Below are 18,149 nucleotides of genomic sequence, written 5' to 3'. Positions count from 1 at the left end.
CGACATCATGGCATTTACAAAAGTTTGTAAAATTGAAGACATCATCCCAGGTACTGGTGTTGTTGCACTATTGAACGGCGAGCAGGTAGCAATCTTCCGCCCACGTGCAACAGAAGAAGTGTTCGCAATTAATAATATGGACCCATTTTTCCAATCAAACGTGCTTTCTCGCGGCCTTATCTGTGAGCACAAAGACGAATTATGGGTAGCAAGCCCACTTAAGAAGCAGCGCTTCAATCTAGCGACTGGTCTATGTATGGAAGATGAGCGTATGAGCGTGAAATCTTACAAAGCGCGTGTTGTGAAAGGCGCGGTAGAAGTCGCAGCGTAATCGTCAAGATTTGATAGTTCAAGGGCTCTAGTGAGTGATGATTGTCATGATGACAACTAGAGCCTTTTCCTATCCAATTTTTATTTTTTAAATTTAACTTTTTAAGGACAATTTATGTCTTCTGATTTTAAACCTGTAGAATTTGTTCAAACTATGATCGATGTGGGTGAAGCGAAAACGAAAACAAGTACTCGCGATCTCCTAATTCGCAGCACAATGGCAGGGGTGATTCTTTCTCTTGCGGTTGTTGTAGCGATTACAGCAATGGTTCAAACGGGCATCGGTCTTGTTGGCGCACTTGTTTTCCCAGTGGGTTTTGTCATCTTAAGTGTGATGGGTTATGACCTAGTGACAGGTGTATTCGGTCTAGCTCCATTGGCAAAGTTTGACAACCGCCCGGGTGTGACTTGGGGTCGTATCCTGCGTTGTTGGGGGCTTGTCGGCCTAGGTAACCTTATTGGTTCTCTGCTTGTCGCATTCTTAGTTGCAGTGTCTCTAACTGGTAACTTCTCTCTAGATCCAAACGCAGTTGCTCAAAAATTTATTGCGGTATCAACTGCGCGTAGCTTAGGTTTTGAAAACATGGGTATGGACGGATGGATCACATGTTTCGTTCGCGGTATCTTCTGTAACCTTATGGTATGTCTCGGTGTTATTGGTAACATGACAGCTCGTTCAGTGTCTGGCCGTGTAGCGATGATGTGGTTCCCAATCTTCATCTTCTTCGCACTTGTGTTTGAACACACAGTAGTAAACATGTTCCTATTCCCACTAGGTATGATTCTTGGTGCTGACTTCGGTATCGCGACTTGGTTGAACTTCAACCTTATCCCAACAATCCTAGGTAACATCATTGGTGGTCTAGTAATGACATGTATCCCACTTTACCTGACTCACGCTAAAACAGCGCCAGCGATTAAATAATCCTGACCTGAGCGATTAAACGGATGAGTTAACGGAAAGGCCCTGCAGTGTACTGTGGGGCCTTTTTTGGCTTCTTTGGTGTGAACATCAATATTCACTATGCTTTTAATAGAATGATAAACAGTGATACAGAATTGCAACGAGAATAACCCCAAACGTTAATTCAATTAGTTATGAAATATGCAAAAACTGTGATCGACGAGTTGTTTTCTTGTTGATACAGTGAATTACAGCAAAATAATTAAAATAGGCGTAAGCAATGAGTGAGCAGCAAGCAGTAAAACAAGGTTTCGTTTCTTTGGTGGGTGCCGGTCCGGGTGATCCTGATTTATTAACCGTTAAAGCCGCACGAGTGATTCAACAGGCTGACGTTGTGGTTTATGACCGTCTTGTATCTAAGGCAATCTTAGCGATGGCTAATCTAGATGCAGAGATGCTTTATGTCGGTAAAAAGCTTGATCATCACTGCGTACCACAAGATCAAATCAATCAACTACTTGTGACTAAAGCTCAAGAAAATAAACGCGTTGTACGTTTAAAAGGTGGTGATTCGTTCATTTTCGGGCGCGGTGGGGAAGAGTGTGAAACCCTTGCTGAGAATAGTGTCGCTTTTGAGGTGGTTCCAGGGATTACCGCCGCAGCTGGCGCGACAGCTTATGCAGGCATCCCTCTGACGCATCGCGATCACGCTCAAAGCGTACAGTTCATCACTGGTCACCTCAAGAAAGATGGTGAAGACATTGACTGGAAATCACTCGCTCAACATAACCACACCATTGTTTTCTACATGGGATTGAAAGAGAGTCCAAACATCCAGAAAAACCTGACTGATAACGGTATGCGTCAAGATATGCCTGTGGCTATCATCGAAAATGGCACGCGTCAGGAACAGAAAGTCTTCAGAGGTGGTTTAAGCGATTTGGCTGAGCTCGCCGGGCAAGCTAAAAGCCCAGCTCTGATTGTTGTTGGTAGCGTCGCTCAACTTCATGAAAAGTTAGCTTGGTTTAATCAGTAGTATACCGCTCCATTTGCGCCCTTAGATGCTGCAGCGGCTCGATTGTCGCTGCATCTCTTGTTGACGCATCGGCATTTGGTCGATGAAGTTAGCCAAGAACGCCCAATCTGTTGTGCCACTCCATCGATGTTTCTCTTTACCATCCTTGCCAATCAAAATCCCTGTGTGCTCACCCTTGGGGATCTCATAGATCTTCTTAACTGCCTCTAAATTGAACTCTTCTTTTAACCAGCCGGGCATAGTGTAACCGTTCTCGGCGATTACCATGACCACAATGTCGCGTTCGTCAATCTGACAGTTATTGATTAAAACACTGTTCATAAACTCTTCCACCTTGGTGTCTTGATCAGGTGCGAACAAGATGACACTGCGATGAGGCAAGTTGTGTGATTGTTCATAGGCCGGATAAGCGAGAGCAGTGTGAGAGCAAGCAATGATGCCTGCAATAGAGAGTATTCTTCCTAGCATCCTATGACTCCTTTCAACCAATGCGTGTGTTTCTATCAGTAAACCGCTTTAATGACTATTTTTGAAAGCGTGAGCAGTCAACTCTGCACAATAATCAAGCGATGAATAAATGCTGATACGTAAAGCATAGTAGATAGGTTCAAATCAACGATAAGCGACTCGCATTTACCTAGCAGATCGAATAGGGTAAAGGCTCATTTTTTAGCTATAAATAACGGCATAGAGCCGCAGGCACCATACATGGAAAATATTGCAATTCTGGTTGATGTTCAAAACGTGTATTACACAACCAGAGATAAATATCGAAGTAATTTTGACTACAACCAATTTTGGTATGTGGCAACCACCGGTAGAAACGTTGTATCAGCTCATGCTTACGCTATTTCTAGTCAAGATCCCAAACAGCGTCAGTTCCACCACATCCTCCGTGGAGTGGGCTTTGACGTAAAGCTAAAACCTTTTATTCAACGGCGAGATGGTAGTGCTAAAGGTGATTGGGATGTCGGTATCGCGTTAGATGCAATCGAGTTGGCGGAGGCTGTCGATACCATTATTCTTGTTTCTGGTGATGGTGACTTCGAGATCTTAGTTGAACGTATAAAATCGCGCTTCAATACCAACGTGGAAGTTTACGGCGTGCCGGGACTAACCGCTCAAAACCTCATCGACTCTGCAACAAAATTTGTTCCAATCGAGAAAGATCTCTTAATGTAGCCAAATAGTGCAATTTTATAATTGAAATCAATTTTATGATAATTAAAATGTAAACCATTATTATTTAATTGGTGGTGGTGATGTCTCGCATTCTAGTTGTTGACGATGATATTCAGTTATGTGAATTGCTCTGTGAAGTGTTAGAAACAGAGGGTTATCATGTTGATAAGGTCCATTGTGGTGAGAGCGCTTTGGAATTTATTCAACAGAATCCGGTAGATTTGGTTCTACTGGATGTGATGCTGCCAAACCTCAACGGGTTACAGGTCGCAAGACGCATTTGTCAGCGCTTTGCCACTCCGATTCTTATGTTAACAGCGCTCAATGATGACGCATCCATGTTAGATGGCTATCAAGCGGGGGCTGACCAGTATATTGCTAAGCCATTTAATGTGCCTGAGCTTTTGACTCGCATTAAAGTGATTCTCCGTCGCGTCGGATTTGAGCGTCAGCGCCAGTCTGTTGCGAGCACGAACGAGGGCTTGTGTGAACAGTTGGCTCGTATTCCTCTGACTGGGACAGAAAAAGACCTGCTTGATTATTTGATTAAGCATAACGGTATTGTTGTTTCGAAATCTGACCTTCAAGTCCATGTGCTCAAGAGGGAGCTGTGTCCGTTTGATCGTAATCTAGATATGCATATCAGCAATATTCGTCGCAAGTTAGTACAAGCGGGTATTTCTAAGCAACACATTAAAACGGTTCGCGGCAAAGGTTACAGCTACTTAGAGTCCGTAAGTGCATGAGTCTAAAATATTTTCGCTGTCCTTCTTTCATTGAGAAACGTAAGGACGGTTTGACGTTTCAGCTGTTTGCCTACCTAACGATCATTATTGTCAGCATTTTCATCTTTCAGGGTATTGCGGAAAAGGCATTGATGAGAGCTTTGCTCAAGGTTCCGGAGTCTGTGAAGTCAGATATGTTAGATCTGGCTTATCAAGCCGATATCCTAATTGAAGAGGGGGATATGGATGAATTGGCAGATTGGGCGAATGCACAAGATTATTATCTGTTTGTACTCGATAAAGATAAACATCCAATCACCCATCGCCATATGCACCCGCACTTTGAGTTTAAGCTGAGGTTTTTAAGGGATTTAGATCATCAGCTTGATGCGCAAGTGAATCAACCCATTCTTGGTATTCCTTTAAAACACGGCAAACTATTAGTGGTTCAGTTTCCAAGATACTTTCACCCAGCCCATACCTTTTCGACGTACTCTTCATTAATGAAGGTGTTTATTGCTTTTGTCATTTTGCTTTTGTTCTCTCAGATCCTTTCAAGGCGTCTCCAGCAGCCGCTTGACCGGTTACGAGAAGCGAGCCGTCGATTGGCGCAAGGTGATTTCTCGGTCGAGGTTGTCTCAGAGCTGAAATCGAACACTAGAGAGTTCAATGAATTGGCGAACGACTTTGACCACATGACGCAAGAGATTAAGTCATTGGGCGAGAAGCAGCGCCGTCTAATTCGCGATGTTTCTCATGAGCTAAGAACGCCACTAGCGAGACAGAATCTAGTGCTGCATCTGCTGCGCAATAGTGTTGAAGACAAATCGGCGCGCCTGATTGATAGACTTGAGAATGAAACCAAGGAGATGAATGACCTCGTTGGTGAAATACTTGAATACAGCCGTGTAGAGAATGCACGCTATGATGCTAACGTGACATTGATGAATGTCGAACATTACTGCTCTATGCTTGTTTCTGAAATGCAACACGACCTTAGAGGCGAGCAAACGCTGGTGGCTCACTTGTCGAACCAGACACCAAGTGTCGCTCTTGATGAAAGGCTTATTCTTCGTGTGGTGAGAAATATTGTGGGGAATGCCATAAAATACGCGGGCTCGAAAGCAGACATTGTATTGACCACGTATTACTGCGAAGAGACTTCAGTTAAGCGTTACACTGTCATTTCTATAGAAGACAATGGACCTGGTATTCCTGATGAACAACTTTCGAGTGTGTTTAGCCCGTTTACACGCCTAGAATCAGCGCGTGATAAAAAGTCTGGCGGGTATGGTTTGGGGCTAGCTATCGTTAAAGAGTCGATGGCGGTGATGAATGGCCATGTAAAAGCCGAGAACAAATTAGAAGGCGGATTGAGGATAAGCCTTATGTTCCCAATTCAACCTGAAACTCAGTTGTAAAACAAAAACGCCGCTTTATAAGGAAGCGGCGTTGAGTTATGTTGTGAAAAAGAGACTATGCTTGGCGAGCTAAGCTTACTTGCTCTTCTTTTTCACCCGCTGCAGGGTCGTTGAAGCGTGTTTCATCGAACGCACCTTCAGACTTAGCAACAATAATCGAGACTGCGCTATCACCTGTAATGTTAACCGCGGTACGGATCATATCCAGCAGGCGGTCAACACCCATGATAAGTGCAATACCTTCTAGCGGTAGACCAACTTGGTTAAGAACCATTGCTAACATAACTAGGCCCACACCAGGAACACCTGCCGTGCCCACAGAAGCCAATGTCGCCGTCATGATCACCATTAGGTAGTCGGTCATAGACAGGTCGATGTTGTACGCTTGCGCAATGAACGCCGTTGCCACACCTTGCATGATCGCAGTACCGTCCATGTTTACTGTCGCACCCAAAGGAACAGTAAACGAAGCTACTTTGTTATCAACACCCATGCGGTTCTTCGCTGTTTCCATAGTTACTGGAATTGTCGCGTTTGAAGAAGCCGTAGAGAATGCGAACATGATAGCGTCCTCCATCTTACGTAGGAACGTAATTGGATTTAGGCCAGTAAAGCCTTTTAACATCAAGCTGTATGTCACTAGACCGTGAAGTATCAGAGTACCCGCAAGAACTAGGAAGTATTCAGCAAGATTCCAAATCGCACCCAAGCCGAGACCTGAGAACAGTTTCGCCATCAAGAAGAACACACCATAAGGTGCTAGGTTCATGAGTAGGGCAACAAGCTTCATGATCACTTCGTTCAGATCTTGGAATATTGCCGCAATACGCTCACCCGGTTTACCCGCGGCACTGATTGCAATGCCGAATAATACTGCAAATACGATCACTTGAAGTGTTTTACCTTCAGCCATCGCTTGGATAGGGTTGGTTGGGAACATGTCGATGATGACTTGGCCTAGAGAAGGCGCATCAGCCGATTTGAATGAGCTCGCTGCGGTTAGGTCAGCACCAGCACCCGGTTGGAAGAAATTACCGATGGTTAGAGCAAGAGTAATTGCAACCGCTGTGGTACCAATGTAAAGAGCCAGTGTTTTACCGCCCATACGACCCAGCGTGGATAGGTCTTTCAATGAACTAGTACCGCATACTAGAGAGACAAAGACCAAAGGAACAACAAGCATTTTTAAGCTAGCGACAAAGATTTTACCGCCAACTTCAAATAGTCCGTTAACAATGTATGTATTAACAAAGCCACTTTCTGCAAACAGGGATTGAATGGCAAATCCCACTAAGATACCTGCGACCATACCGAGAATAACGCGGCCAGTCAGAGACATAGGTTTCTTGGTATTCATTTAGAACACTCCTTTTAATTATAACTTTGAGACCTTTCAAAGTGAGCGGCAGATTAGCAGTCGCGAGAATAAATAAAAAAATAAAAATGTTGGGCAAAATTATAGATGTGATCAAAGTCACCTGATTATTGTCGAGAAATACAAAACAAAAACAAAGTTAGATCATTTAAATTAACATTTGTTACTGATTTTTAATGACTTCCTCTTTAATCAGTGAAGCGGATCGAGTTACATATGAAAGGGTAATTTGATGTCTACATAACGGGTTTTCAACGAATGATTGAGACACAAATCACGCTGACCGGGCAACCAATCAAACATCACAAGAAGTCAGAATCGGTAACTGAACCGATAAAATAACTAAGCTGGTATCTTCTGTAACGCCTTTACATAACTTTACAAATGCAAAGAATGTAAATTTAATGCAAATGGTAATGGTTATCACTTATATTCGTCTCCGAAATATTCAGTGGTACCGGAAACGGTAGATCAAACAAAGCACCGAAAGGGCAGTTGTTTGAATAATAAAAAAGTCGGAGAAAAGGACATGTTTTCAAAAAGCCCATTGGCTTTGGTGATTGGCGCAGTATTGGCGTCACCAGCTGTATTAGCAGAAACAGCAAAAACAGATGAGCATATGGTTGTTGAAGGTCGTGACTACGGTTACAAGGCAGACACCAACACAACAGCAATGCGCATGGAGGCAACTCAACTAGAGACTCCAGGACAAGTTTCAATCATTGATGAGCAAATCATCGATGAGCAACGTGCAAGTACTTTAGGTGAAGTTCTGAAAAACGACGCTTCTATTTCTGCTGGTTCAAAATCCACTAACCGTGAACGTTTTAATCTACGTGGTTTCGCGCTAGACAGTGGCAATGGTTATTTGCGTGATGGGGTACAGCACTGGTCTCACTACCGCCAACCTGTTGAACTATTGGAGCGTGTAGAGGTATTAAAAGGTCCTGCTGGTCTTCTTTATGGTGAGTCTGCACCGGGCGGTCTTGTCAATATGGTTGCTAAAAAGCCTACTTACGAGACTCAAGTGAACGTGAGTCAAGATATCGGCTCTGACAATTACACTCGCACTGTTGCTGACGTGAGTGGTTCTCTTAACGATGATCAAACACTTCGCGCTCGCGTTATTGTTTCTCAAGAAAACCAAGACTCATACCGCACTCGCTTTGATGGCACTGACGTAGAAACAGAACGTTTTGTTGGTGGTCTATTTGTTGATTACGACATTAATGAAGACGTAATGCTGTCTCTACACTATGACCGTACTCAAGAGCTAGGTGATTTAGACAATGGTTCTAAGATCGACACAACTACAGGCAAAGTCATTAACCCTGATATCGTAAACGACCAACGCTTTGCTCAGACAGACAACGACGTAGCAAACTACGGCGTGACTGTTGCTGCGAATATCAATGAAACTTGGTCTGTAAAGACAGGTATCTCTCGTCAGTTTTATGAACGTCGTCGTACAGAATCAGATAACGTGTTAGATGGCACGGGTTACAAAGTTTCTGATCGTCACGATGAATGGACGTTTGACACTGCGTATGTTGATTTTACCGGTGACTTTGATGCGTTTGGCGTAAACCATCGTCTGCTAATTGGTGCGAATGGGTTGCACTATGATTACAAACAGCTGTACTACGCAGGACTAGCTTGTCAATCCAATCCAACGGCATGTGAGAATGGCTTTGATATGCCTGCTGACATTCATTACAACATGGATACATCGGGCTTATCGCATTCAGAAAGTCAGCATTATGGCGTCTACGTTCAAGATTTAGTGACACTTAATGAACAGTGGCAAGTACTTGCAGGTGCTCGCCTTGCATATGATAAAACTAAGAGCAGCAAAGGGGTCGAGAAAAGTTACAACAATGTCCTTCCTAAAGCTGGCCTGATCTATTCGCCTGCAGAGAACGGCTCTATTTACGCTGTTTACTCTGAGAGCTTTGAACCCGTAGCCGACATTTCTAACGAAAAAGATGTTAACTTTGGAAAAGAGCAAGACGCGAAGAAAGGTACGCTTTACGAAGTAGGTACGAAGTGGGAACTGTTTGATGAACGCTTGTTTGTTTCTGGTGCACTGTTCCAGATCACTCAGTCAAACATGCAAGTGACAGAAGATCTGGCTACACCAATCGGCACGGTTGACCAGATTACCACTCAAGTTGGTGAACAGGTTCACACCGGTGCAGAGCTTGCAGCAACAGGTTATCTAACAGAAGCATTCTCTCTAAGCGCTTCTACAATGTTCCTAGATGCGGAATATAAGAATGATCCTAAACTAGAGGGCAAAACACCAGCGGACGTGCCTGAGTTCACGGCAAGTATTTGGTCTACATATGCATTCAAGAACGGTACAGACGTAAATCTGGGTGTTTACCACGTAGGTGACCGATACACTGAAAGTGCTAATACCTTTAAGAAAGATGCTTATACTCGCGTAGACATGGGTGTTGCACACACGTTCAAGTATGACGAGAATCTAGATTTTGTCGCTCGTATCAACGTAGAAAACCTATTTGATACAGACTACCTAGAGGGTGGTAGCACGCGAGGTGTAGTGGTTGGCGAAGGCCGTAACTACATGGCAACACTACAAGTTAAGTACTAATTTGTTACTAAACAGTAAGTGTTGAGTTAATGAATAGGGGGGAGGCTTCGGCTTTCCCCTTAGTTCGTTGTTTTTTTCAAATATCCCTAGCCAAGCGAGTGACTTTTAATGATAATGAGAGTGTTTATCAATAAAGTTCATTTGAATTTCTTCTAAAATAATTAACGGCAACTATGAATCTTCTAAAAACCAGTCTTGCCCTAGCAATCAGCATGATGGCAACGTCTTCAATAGCAAGTAGCTTAGATCAAGCTCAAGCTATCCAAAATAAGACCAATAACGCTTCGGCTGCAAGCCAAAAAGTTATTGATAAAAGCTCTGAAACAAGTTTAGCCCTCAAAGCGGAAATTGAGCGCTTACAGGAAGAAGTGAAAAATTTAGAAATTTATCACGATCACCTAGCAGCCTTAGTTGAAAGCCAGAATAAAGAAGCTGACAGCATTAATGCCCAAATTGATGAAATCAAATATACGCGTCAGGGGGTTGTACCGCTGATGTATCAAATGATTGATGGTCTTCAAGCCTTGGTGGAAAAAGATGTTCCAATCAAGAAAGAACAGCGCCTTCAACGAGTTGAGAAACTAAAAGCAATGATGACACGCGCAGACGTCAGCGATGCTGAAAAGTACCGCCGTATTCTTGAAGCGTATCAAATTGAAATGGATTACGGCATTAAGTTGGGTGTTTACCAAGGCCGAATCGCGTTGAGTGAAAATAAAGTGATTGAAGCAGACGTACTTCATTTAGGTCGCGCTTCTCTAGTAGCTCGTAACCTCAATGGTACTCAGTACTGGTCTTGGAACCAAGTGGCAAATCAATGGCAAGTTCAAGATCCTTCAATGAAATCTGAGCTAGACAAGGCTTTTGATATCGCAAGCCAGCAGGCGGCACCGAGCCTGATCACTCTTCCAGTATCTCTTAATGTTGCGGAGGCTAAATAATGAAACTTAAACCTTTAGCAACCTTACTTTGTCTTTCTACGCTCACTTTTTCTGGTTTCTCAAATGCAAATACCAATGAACTTGTTGGTAAAGCAGCGATGGAAAACAAAGCGCAAGCAGCACATAACGTTGCCCGTGAATCTGGTTTCAAACAGACAGAAAAAGAGCTGAAAGCGTTGCGTGCGCAGCTCGAAGCGAAACGCAAACAAATTCAAGAACAGACAGATATTCTTACCAAAACGTTTAGCGACAATGAAGATACTCTGGCGCGCCTAGAAGAGAAACTACGTCTAGAGACGGGCAGCCTTGGGGAACTGTTTGGTGTGGTTCGCCAAAATGCCAAAGAGCTTGAAGTTGAGCTTCACAACACGGTAAACAGTGTTGACCGCGCAGAATACACTTCAACCGTTGACGAAATCATCGACGCGAAATCTCTTCCTTCTATGCCTCAACTTACTGCACTTTGGCTAAGCATGTCAGAGCAGATTCAAGCGAGTAGCGAACTAACGAAGAACAAGATCTCATTCATCGACGGCGAAGGTGCTACGAAACAAGTAGACGCATACCGAATTGGTTCAATAGGTTTAGTGACAGAGCAAGGCTACGTTAACTGGAACACACAGCGTAACGACGCTATCGCTTACTTTAAGCAACCGGATAACGGCCCAACGTTGACTTCACTGAGCACGCTTGCATCGGGTACTCCGTCGAACATCATTGTTGACCCTTCTCGCGGTTTCATGCTAGAGCAGCTAGCTCTGACACCAACACTACAAGATCGTTTAGAAGCGGGTGGTGTTGTGGGCAAAGTGATCCTCGGCCTACTTGCAATCGGTTTAGTGATTGCTCTGGTTCGCGGTATCGCACTCGCTGTTGCTCGCCAGAAAATCCGTTCTCAGCTTAAGAAGCCAGAACAACCAGGTAACAACCCTCTAGGTCGTATTTTATCGGTATACAATAAAGAGCAAAAGCAAACTGTAGAAGCGTTAGAACTGCGTCTGCTTGAAGCGGTAGTCGATGAGCAAACGCATTTAGAGAAAGGCTTGTCGATGCTTAAGCTGCTTGCAGCACTGGCTCCAATGCTTGGTCTATTGGGTACTGTGACAGGTATGATCGAGACCTTCCAAGTGATTACTCAATTTGGTAACGGCGATCCTAAAGTAATGGCTGGTGGTATCTCAATGGCACTAGTAACGACAGTACTTGGTCTTGTTGCTGCAATGCCGTTGCTACTGGCTCATAACCTATTGAGCACTCAAGCGGAGAACATTCGTAACATCCTTGAGAAGCAGGGCATTGGTTTGGTAGCGGAGCAAGCCGAAAAAGCGACGCAACCAGAAGCGGATGTTGAGCCAATGGGGACAGCGGCATAATGGATATCTTGTTGTCTAGTTCACTATTTTCCAGTGACTGGCTGCTATCCTTGTCTGATTTCATGGATCAGGGCGGTTTCGTTCTGTGGTGGTTGGCTGCTGTTGTACTCGTCTATTGGGTACTGGTGGTCGAGCGCGTTCTATACTTGGCGTTTTATTTTCCAAAACAGCGTAAAGCCTGGGTTGAACAATGGAATGAGAGACATGACCAGTCTTCGTGGCACGCGAAAGCGATCCGAGAAGGTTGGTTGGGTCAAGCAAGCCTATTACTAAATCAGAACCTAAACTTAATCAAACTCTTAGTTGCGATTTGTCCTATGCTGGGTCTGCTTGGCACGGTAACGGGAATGATCTCGGTGTTTGATGTAATGGCGACACAAGGCAGTAGTGATCCTAAGTTAATGGCTTCGGGGATCTCTCTTGCCACGTTACCAACAATGGCGGGTATGGTCGCTGCGTTGGCGGGCATGTTTGTTCATGCACGTTTGGCGAAGGTGTGCAGTCGTTTAGAAATAAAATTAGAAAAATCATTAAGGAGTCAACGATGAGACTCGGAAGACGTCATTCCAAAAACGAAGAGGCTCAAATCGACCTGACTTCGATGCTTGATATTGTATTTATCATGCTTATTTTCTTTATCGTGACGAGCTCGTTTGTACGCGAATCAGGTGTGGAAGTGAATCGCCCTCAAGCATCTAACGTCGTCAGCCAAAAAGATGCAGGCATTTTCGTGGCGATTACATCTGCGAACGACATATACATCGATAAACGTTTGATTGATGTCGAGCGTGTACAAGCGACACTCGAACATCTATTGCTTGAGCAACCCGAAGCATCACTTGTAATTCAAGCAGATGAACATGCTTACAACGGCACCGTTGTTAAGGTGATGGATGCTGCGAAAGGTGCCGGCGTTAAAAACATAGCGCTTGCCGCTGAACAGCGATAGTGTAAGGGAGTTTGCCGATGATTCGCTTATTTCTCGCTCTCCCTATTGCCGGTGCTTTGGGCTTGGTTCTATTCTCTTTTATGGCTTGGATGGTGGACAATGGTCACCAACGAGCACCAGAGAAGAGTGAGAGCTTAACCTTCAACATGGTAATGATGGAGCAGGAGCAAGAAGTTCAGAGAAGGCAACGTGCTGTCCCAGAGCAGCCGGAGATGCCAGAGCCACCACCAGAAGCTCAGGCGTCAACCTCTCAGGCCAGCGTGACGCCTTTAAATACTATGTCTTCGCTACCAGCCTTGGACTTAAATACATCGATTGATGGTCTTGCGATTAACGCTCCGACATTTTCGGATTTTGGTACTAATCAACAAGCTATGCCTCTGTATCGTGTTGAGCCTCGCTACCCTGCAAAGGCTCTGAAACGTGGTGCTGAAGGTTATGTTGTAATGAGTTTCACTATTGATGAAACAGGGCGACCGATCGATATCCAAGTGACCGAAGCTAACCCTCGCCGCATGTTTGAGCGTGAAGCGATGCGCGCTCTTAAAAAGTGGAAGTATCAACCTAAGGTGATTGATGGCAAAGCGATAGCCCAAATAGGGCAAACCGTGAGGCTTGAATTCAAATTGGCTAAATGATGAAAAAAGTATGGATATTAGTTGGGCTAATATTAATGCCCTTCATGTTGCAAGCGAAAGAGCTTAGTCAGTACACAGCTATACGTGTACAGAAAGCACACCAACTCTCACAAGAAGAGAAGGTAAAAGAGGCGATTGAAACACTGGCATCGATAGAGTCTTCGCGAGCTTACGACAAAGCCTATGTTGCACGTATGCTCGGTATGTTTTACTGGCAAGATGGTAAGCCTTCAGCAGCAATAAAACAGTTAGCTTATGCCGTGGATACTGGCCTTCTGTTAGATGAACAAGCTTGGATCACGCAGCGAATGTTGGCCGATCTTCTGTTGAATGAACAAGAGTTTAAAAAAGCTTTACCTCATTACTACGAGTTGGTTAAAACAGCCCCAGAAGCAGAAAAGAAAGATCAGCTTTGGTTGCGTATAGCTCAAGCCGAGTATCAACTACAGAACTGGAAAAAAGTCTTGCCAGCAATTGCTCAGTACGACAAGTTTAACAAAACACCAGACTTAGCCCCTTTGTCACTGAAGCTTGGTGCACAATTGCAGCTCAAACAGTGGAAGCAGTCTATTCCAACGCTTGAAAGCTTAATTGAATTGCAACCTGATAAAACCAACTGGTGGCGTCAATTGGTTGGTATTCAAATGAGGCTAGATCGTAACCGTGCAGCATTGAATACACTCGCATTGGCTGAATTACAAGGTGTCGAGATCAGCGACTCTGATCGTCGTTTAATGGCACAACTGTATGCTAAACGTGGTATTCCAGAACGCGCCGCAAAAGAGATCAGTAAGCTGAGTAATGCATCAAGCGACGCTCAGCTACTGGCAGAGCAAGCAACGTACTGGCAATTGGCGCGTGAATGGGATCAAGCTATTGAAATCTGGACTCTTGCAGCGAAGCAGAAACCCAAATATCACTGGAACGTTGCTCAACTGATGGTGCAGCAGGGTTACTACAGCAAAGCACTGGTTGAACTAGATAAGGTTAAAGAGAAGGATAAGCAAGCGGATGTGGCGCTGGCGAAAGTTCGCTCTTGGTATAAATTAAAGGACCTCGACAAAGCGCTGATTCACGCAAAGAAAGCAGAGAACTTAGAGTCCTCTAAAACAGCTCAGGGTTGGATCAAATACCTATCTCAGCTCAGAAGAGTGAGCAGTAACGATGCTGCCTAGCGGCTAAAGTTACAGGAGCTGATCCTAACGCCTATAGAAAAGCGCCATTGACTCAAGTCGATGGCGTTTTTTTGTAAATCTCACCCCAAAATTCAATCAATTACCTCTCAAAAATCCTATACCAATCGTAGTAAATAATTGCTCACCCTAGCTTGTTAAAACGCTCGATAACTGCGTTAAAATTTTTGATTGTAGAATAACTACTATTCAAAAAATTCTGCCTTGTTCTCAAGCCTTTTTCCTGCGCTATTTTTGATCACTTACTTACTGTGATTGGTATTACAAACGTAAACAATGTAAATTGAATGCCAATAAGAATGATTATCAACTAAATTGTCGCCCATAAATATTATAGGTACGTTTGGTATGTGGTTAAAAAGTAGGGCGGTTCAAATGTGGGCTCGCCGCCTTCATGTGTATATCTCAATGGCACTTCTGTTCGTGGTGCTGTTCTTTTCAGTGACGGGTGTCACTCTAAATAGGCCAGAGCTGTTCGAGGCTTCAAAGCCAACCATTCAAAGTCAAACATTGGCCTTACCTAGCGATCTATTCGTTGTTCAAAATGAACGTTTAAAACCTAATGCGAATGCTTTTCAGCGCTTTTTAGTTGAACAAGCGAACGTATCTGGTACGCCTTCAGGACTGGATATTTACACAGAAATCGAAGATGGCGAGTTATTGATTGGCGAAGTATCTATGGACTTTAAAGGCCCAGGTTACAACGCGTCAGTATTTGCAGATGTGGTGATGCAGACCGTTGAGGTTGAGACGACAGATTACGGCGTCATTGCCTTGCTTAATGACTTACATAAGGGGCGAAACAGCGGTGAAGTCTGGAAGTGGTTCATCGACATCACGGCGCTTCTGATGCTCTTCTTTGTGATCACTGGTGTGTGTTTATTACTTCCCAAAAAGAAAACGCTTAATACATCGATTAAGTGGACGCTGTTTGGATCTGCCCTGTCTTGGTTTATCTATTTTGTCGCTGTTCCGTAGTACTAATGAGTAGTTGCACAAACAAGTGAAACGGACTTTTTAAGGTTAAATAATGAAAAAAATCACCTGGAGTAAAGCTCTGATTGCGCTTTCCCTTCTTCCGACGTTCAGTATGGCTGAATCGCTACCTGAATCGGCAAAGTTAGACGTTCAGTTCGAGTTGCCAAAAATTGATACCACGATGTACGCAAGACCTTATGTTGCGGTATGGGTGGAAGATAGTTCACGTAAATCGGTTAAGACCATCGAACTGTGGGTGGGCAAAGATGAATGGCTGAAAGATTTGCGTAGTTGGTGGCGAAAAGTAGGCCGTTACGATCGCGAATTGGTTGATGCGGTAACGTCTGCAACGCGTCCTGCAGGCCAATACCGTTTCGTATGGGATGGCAAAAATGATAGCGGTGAAAAGTTAGAACAAGGGGAATACACGATTCATATCGAAGTGGTTCGCGAGCACGGTGGTCGTAACTACTTGCGCCAAAAAGTGACATTGGGTAGCGAAAACGTCAGCTATCAATTAAAGCCTACCGAAGAGACCGGTGAAATTACTCTAGATTACCTAGTTAATTAATCGCCCAACTAAATGCAAAGCACATAAGCAGCTTTAAAACTCTAATAATCGATTTATACAGAAAGAATGGACTTATTCATGATGAAACAAACAAAGATGAAAGCGTTAGCTCTAGCTGGCGTTATGGCATTCGGTCTTGCAGCGACCACAACGGCTCAAGCACACCCACGCTGGATTCTTCCTTCTCATTTTACAGTTTCTAAAGAAGGTGGCGATTGGCTGACTTTTGATGTGACTGCATCTCACGGAACATTTGTTTTTGATAAACCTGCTGGTAGCGAGAGCGCACAAATCATCATGCCAGATGGCCGCAAAGAGCGCCCTAATTTTGTTATTCGTGGTAAACGCCGTTCAAGCTTTGACTTCTATTTTGAAGAAGAAGGCACGCACAAGGTAGCGGTAAATAACGTTCCGTCATACTACACGCAGTATAAAGCGGGCCGTCGTGACACCGTAAAATGGATGCGAGCGAATAAAGCTGAGCGTGATGCGTTACTTCCTGAAAAGGCACGTGATGTTGTAACTCAAATCAGTTACACCCGAGCGGAAAGCTACATCACTGTGGGTAAGCCGACTGAGAAAGCGTTTGAGATTGAAGGCAAGTTGCTGGAGATGAAACCTATTACTCACCCTGCAGATATCATTGAAGGTGAACCGGTTACTTTCCAATTCTTCTACAACGGTGAGGTTCAGAAAGGGGTAACTGCTGAAATTACTCGTGAAGGTACGCTTTATCGCAACCACCAAGAGCAAATCGATGTGGTGAGTGACGAAAATGGCCAAATCACATTCACTCCAGATGTCGCGGGTCGTTACGTAATGAAGGCGAACTACAAAGGTGAATTGAAGGACAACCCACTAGCGGACAAAGCAAGTTCAAATGTTCACCTAACATTTGAAGCGCTTCTTCAATAATCGCGTCTAAAGAGACGGTTTTATATCTGGGGCTCATTTGAGCCCTTTGTTGCTCAGTCAAGACACTGAGTTTCCCCTTTGCTAGGTAAAGAATTATGAAAATAAAAACAAAATTAATCGGTTTAGTTAAACCATGTTTGGCTTTGGGTCTTGGAGCGATCGCATTACCAGCACAAGCACACTTCCCATTAATGAACTGCTGGTTTGAGAGCGAAATTGTTGCTTGTGAAGCGGGTTACTCTGATGGCAGTAAGGCAATTGACTACTCAGTTGAAATGTTTGATTACGAAGACAATTTAATTGCCAAAGTGATGACGGATAAACGCTCGATAGCCGAATTTAAAAGACCAGACGCAGATTTTTACATCGTGTTTGATTCTGGACATGAGTTTCCTGTTGAAGTCGATGTCATTGAGATCAGTGAGAAATGATCATTCAGTCTGTTAGAGCCGATACTGGCGGCAGAGAGGGCAAATGGGTAGCACTGATCATCGCTTCTATCTTAGGCTTTGCAACGCTCTCGATTCCATACCACCAAGCAGAAATTCATGTCACAACAGCATTTGAGCATCAAATTCTTGTGACCGACGTTGAACAAGAAAATCTCGCTATGCTTGCAGATTTACGATTGGCTCACGAAGAGATCAGAGATCTTTATTTCGACAATGACGAGCAATGGCCAAATATAGAGCTCCTACAGGAAGAGTGGGTTGCTCCATTTACTCATGATCAGAGTTGGAAAAGAAAAGGTGAACACGACTGGATACAGGTTGGTTCAGGCTATTACTTTGCTTCACCGCAGCTAACAGGTTTCGCCGACTCTTTTCTGATGAACGCAAACTCTATCACTCCTGAAATATGGATTAACCTCCAACGTCAGGTCAAAGCACCGATGAAATTCGATATTGAAACGTTATCAAATGCTGGTTGGAAGCAGGTGGTGACAGAATCAGAAGCGATAGAAAACCAACATCACGAAGATGATGAACATTAAAAAAATG

The 18,149-nt window shown here is 44.0% G+C and carries 20 protein-coding genes; 18 read left to right on the top strand and 2 right to left on the bottom strand.

Features of this window, described 5'->3' with window-relative positions; genetic code table 11:
* Positions 1-7: 7 nt before the first annotated feature.
* The 3 genes from nirD (at position 8) to cobA (ending at position 2,270) form a co-directional block, all read left to right on the top strand.
* On the top strand, positions 8-331 hold the full coding sequence (gene nirD, locus AC6I7V_RS14595) for a nitrite reductase small subunit NirD (RefSeq protein WP_255232713.1): 324 nt from the start codon (positions 8-10) through the stop codon (positions 329-331).
* Positions 332-445: 114 nt separating this feature from the next.
* On the top strand, positions 446-1,255 hold the full coding sequence (locus tag AC6I7V_RS14590) for a formate/nitrite transporter family protein (protein ID WP_498012078.1): 810 nt from the start codon (positions 446-448) through the stop codon (positions 1,253-1,255).
* Between the two features lie 259 nt (positions 1,256-1,514).
* The gene (gene cobA / locus AC6I7V_RS14585) at positions 1,515-2,270 is read left to right on the top strand and encodes a uroporphyrinogen-III C-methyltransferase (protein WP_498012077.1); all 756 of its coding nucleotides are present in this window, start codon (positions 1,515-1,517) and stop codon (positions 2,268-2,270) included.
* 21 nt (positions 2,271-2,291) lie between these two features.
* On the opposite strand, the gene AC6I7V_RS14580 is transcribed toward cobA, so the two are convergent.
* Complete coding sequence (locus AC6I7V_RS14580; protein WP_498012076.1) at positions 2,292-2,738, bottom strand: DUF4174 domain-containing protein; 447 nt, start codon at positions 2,736-2,738, stop codon at positions 2,292-2,294.
* A gap of 240 nt (positions 2,739-2,978) precedes the next feature.
* On the opposite strand from AC6I7V_RS14580, the gene AC6I7V_RS14575 reads away from it, so the two are divergent.
* The 3 genes from AC6I7V_RS14575 to AC6I7V_RS14565 all read left to right on the top strand — a co-directional run bounded on the left by AC6I7V_RS14575 (position 2,979) and on the right by AC6I7V_RS14565 (position 5,598).
* Positions 2,979-3,452 carry a LabA-like NYN domain-containing protein gene (locus AC6I7V_RS14575; protein ID WP_498012075.1) on the top strand — a complete coding sequence of 158 codons (474 nt, stop codon included), beginning with the start codon at positions 2,979-2,981 and terminating at the stop codon, positions 3,450-3,452.
* 80 nt (positions 3,453-3,532) lie between these two features.
* Positions 3,533-4,198 carry a response regulator transcription factor gene (locus AC6I7V_RS14570; RefSeq protein WP_255232718.1) on the top strand — a complete coding sequence of 222 codons (666 nt, stop codon included), beginning with the start codon at positions 3,533-3,535 and terminating at the stop codon, positions 4,196-4,198.
* Positions 4,195-5,598, top strand: a complete 1,404-nt coding sequence (locus tag AC6I7V_RS14565) for a histidine kinase sensor domain-containing protein (protein WP_498012074.1) — start codon at positions 4,195-4,197, stop codon at positions 5,596-5,598. The genes AC6I7V_RS14570 and AC6I7V_RS14565 overlap by 4 nt, the downstream gene beginning before the upstream one ends.
* A 55-nt stretch (positions 5,599-5,653) precedes the next feature.
* On the opposite strand, the gene AC6I7V_RS14560 is transcribed toward AC6I7V_RS14565, so the two are convergent.
* On the bottom strand, positions 5,654-6,955 hold the full coding sequence (locus tag AC6I7V_RS14560) for a dicarboxylate/amino acid:cation symporter (protein ID WP_498012073.1): 1,302 nt from the start codon (positions 6,953-6,955) through the stop codon (positions 5,654-5,656).
* 547 nt (positions 6,956-7,502) lie between these two features.
* Here AC6I7V_RS14560 and AC6I7V_RS14555 point away from each other — a divergent pair.
* The 12 genes from AC6I7V_RS14555 to AC6I7V_RS14500 all read left to right on the top strand — a co-directional run bounded on the left by AC6I7V_RS14555 (position 7,503) and on the right by AC6I7V_RS14500 (position 18,142).
* Positions 7,503-9,590, top strand: a complete 2,088-nt coding sequence (locus tag AC6I7V_RS14555) for a TonB-dependent siderophore receptor (protein ID WP_498012072.1) — start codon at positions 7,503-7,505, stop codon at positions 9,588-9,590.
* Positions 9,591-9,763: 173 nt separating this feature from the next.
* Positions 9,764-10,531 carry a DUF3450 domain-containing protein gene (locus tag AC6I7V_RS14550; RefSeq protein ID WP_498012071.1) on the top strand — a complete coding sequence of 256 codons (768 nt, stop codon included), beginning with the start codon at positions 9,764-9,766 and terminating at the stop codon, positions 10,529-10,531.
* Positions 10,531-11,904 (top strand): MotA/TolQ/ExbB proton channel family protein, encoded by a 1,374-nt coding sequence (locus AC6I7V_RS14545; protein ID WP_498012070.1) that lies wholly within the window; start codon positions 10,531-10,533, stop codon positions 11,902-11,904. Before AC6I7V_RS14550 ends, AC6I7V_RS14545 begins: the two co-directional genes overlap by 1 nt.
* Entirely contained in the window at positions 11,904-12,452 is a 549-nt protein-coding gene (locus AC6I7V_RS14540) for a MotA/TolQ/ExbB proton channel family protein (RefSeq protein ID WP_498012069.1), read from the top strand. The genes AC6I7V_RS14545 and AC6I7V_RS14540 overlap by 1 nt, the downstream gene beginning before the upstream one ends.
* A complete protein-coding gene (locus AC6I7V_RS14535) occupies positions 12,449-12,853 on the top strand; it encodes an ExbD/TolR family protein (RefSeq protein WP_032552484.1) in 405 nt (134 codons plus the stop codon). Before AC6I7V_RS14540 ends, AC6I7V_RS14535 begins: the two co-directional genes overlap by 4 nt.
* A gap of 17 nt (positions 12,854-12,870) precedes the next feature.
* Complete coding sequence (locus AC6I7V_RS14530; RefSeq protein WP_255232725.1) at positions 12,871-13,491, top strand: energy transducer TonB; 621 nt, start codon at positions 12,871-12,873, stop codon at positions 13,489-13,491.
* Positions 13,488-14,666, top strand: a complete 1,179-nt coding sequence (locus AC6I7V_RS14525) for a tetratricopeptide repeat protein (RefSeq protein ID WP_498012068.1) — start codon at positions 13,488-13,490, stop codon at positions 14,664-14,666. The genes AC6I7V_RS14530 and AC6I7V_RS14525 overlap by 4 nt, the downstream gene beginning before the upstream one ends.
* Positions 14,667-15,032: 366 nt before the next feature.
* Positions 15,033-15,662 carry a PepSY-associated TM helix domain-containing protein gene (locus tag AC6I7V_RS14520; protein WP_498012067.1) on the top strand — a complete coding sequence of 210 codons (630 nt, stop codon included), beginning with the start codon at positions 15,033-15,035 and terminating at the stop codon, positions 15,660-15,662.
* A gap of 52 nt (positions 15,663-15,714) precedes the next feature.
* Entirely contained in the window at positions 15,715-16,233 is a 519-nt protein-coding gene (locus AC6I7V_RS14515) for a DUF2271 domain-containing protein (protein ID WP_498012066.1), read from the top strand.
* Positions 16,234-16,311: 78 nt separating this feature from the next.
* A complete protein-coding gene (locus tag AC6I7V_RS14510; protein ID WP_255232729.1) occupies positions 16,312-17,148 on the top strand; it encodes a DUF4198 domain-containing protein in 837 nt (278 codons plus the stop codon).
* 95 nt (positions 17,149-17,243) lie between these two features.
* Entirely contained in the window at positions 17,244-17,579 is a 336-nt protein-coding gene (locus AC6I7V_RS14505) for a hypothetical protein (protein ID WP_498012065.1), read from the top strand.
* On the top strand, positions 17,576-18,142 hold the full coding sequence (locus AC6I7V_RS14500; RefSeq protein WP_498012064.1) for a DUF6162 family protein: 567 nt from the start codon (positions 17,576-17,578) through the stop codon (positions 18,140-18,142). Before AC6I7V_RS14505 ends, AC6I7V_RS14500 begins: the two co-directional genes overlap by 4 nt.
* Positions 18,143-18,149: the final 7 nt, after the last annotated feature.

This window comes from Vibrio sp. KUL70 (assembly GCF_059725515.1).
Note: the sequence above shows the minus strand (reverse complement) of the source record. Positions and strands in the feature narration are given on the sequence as shown.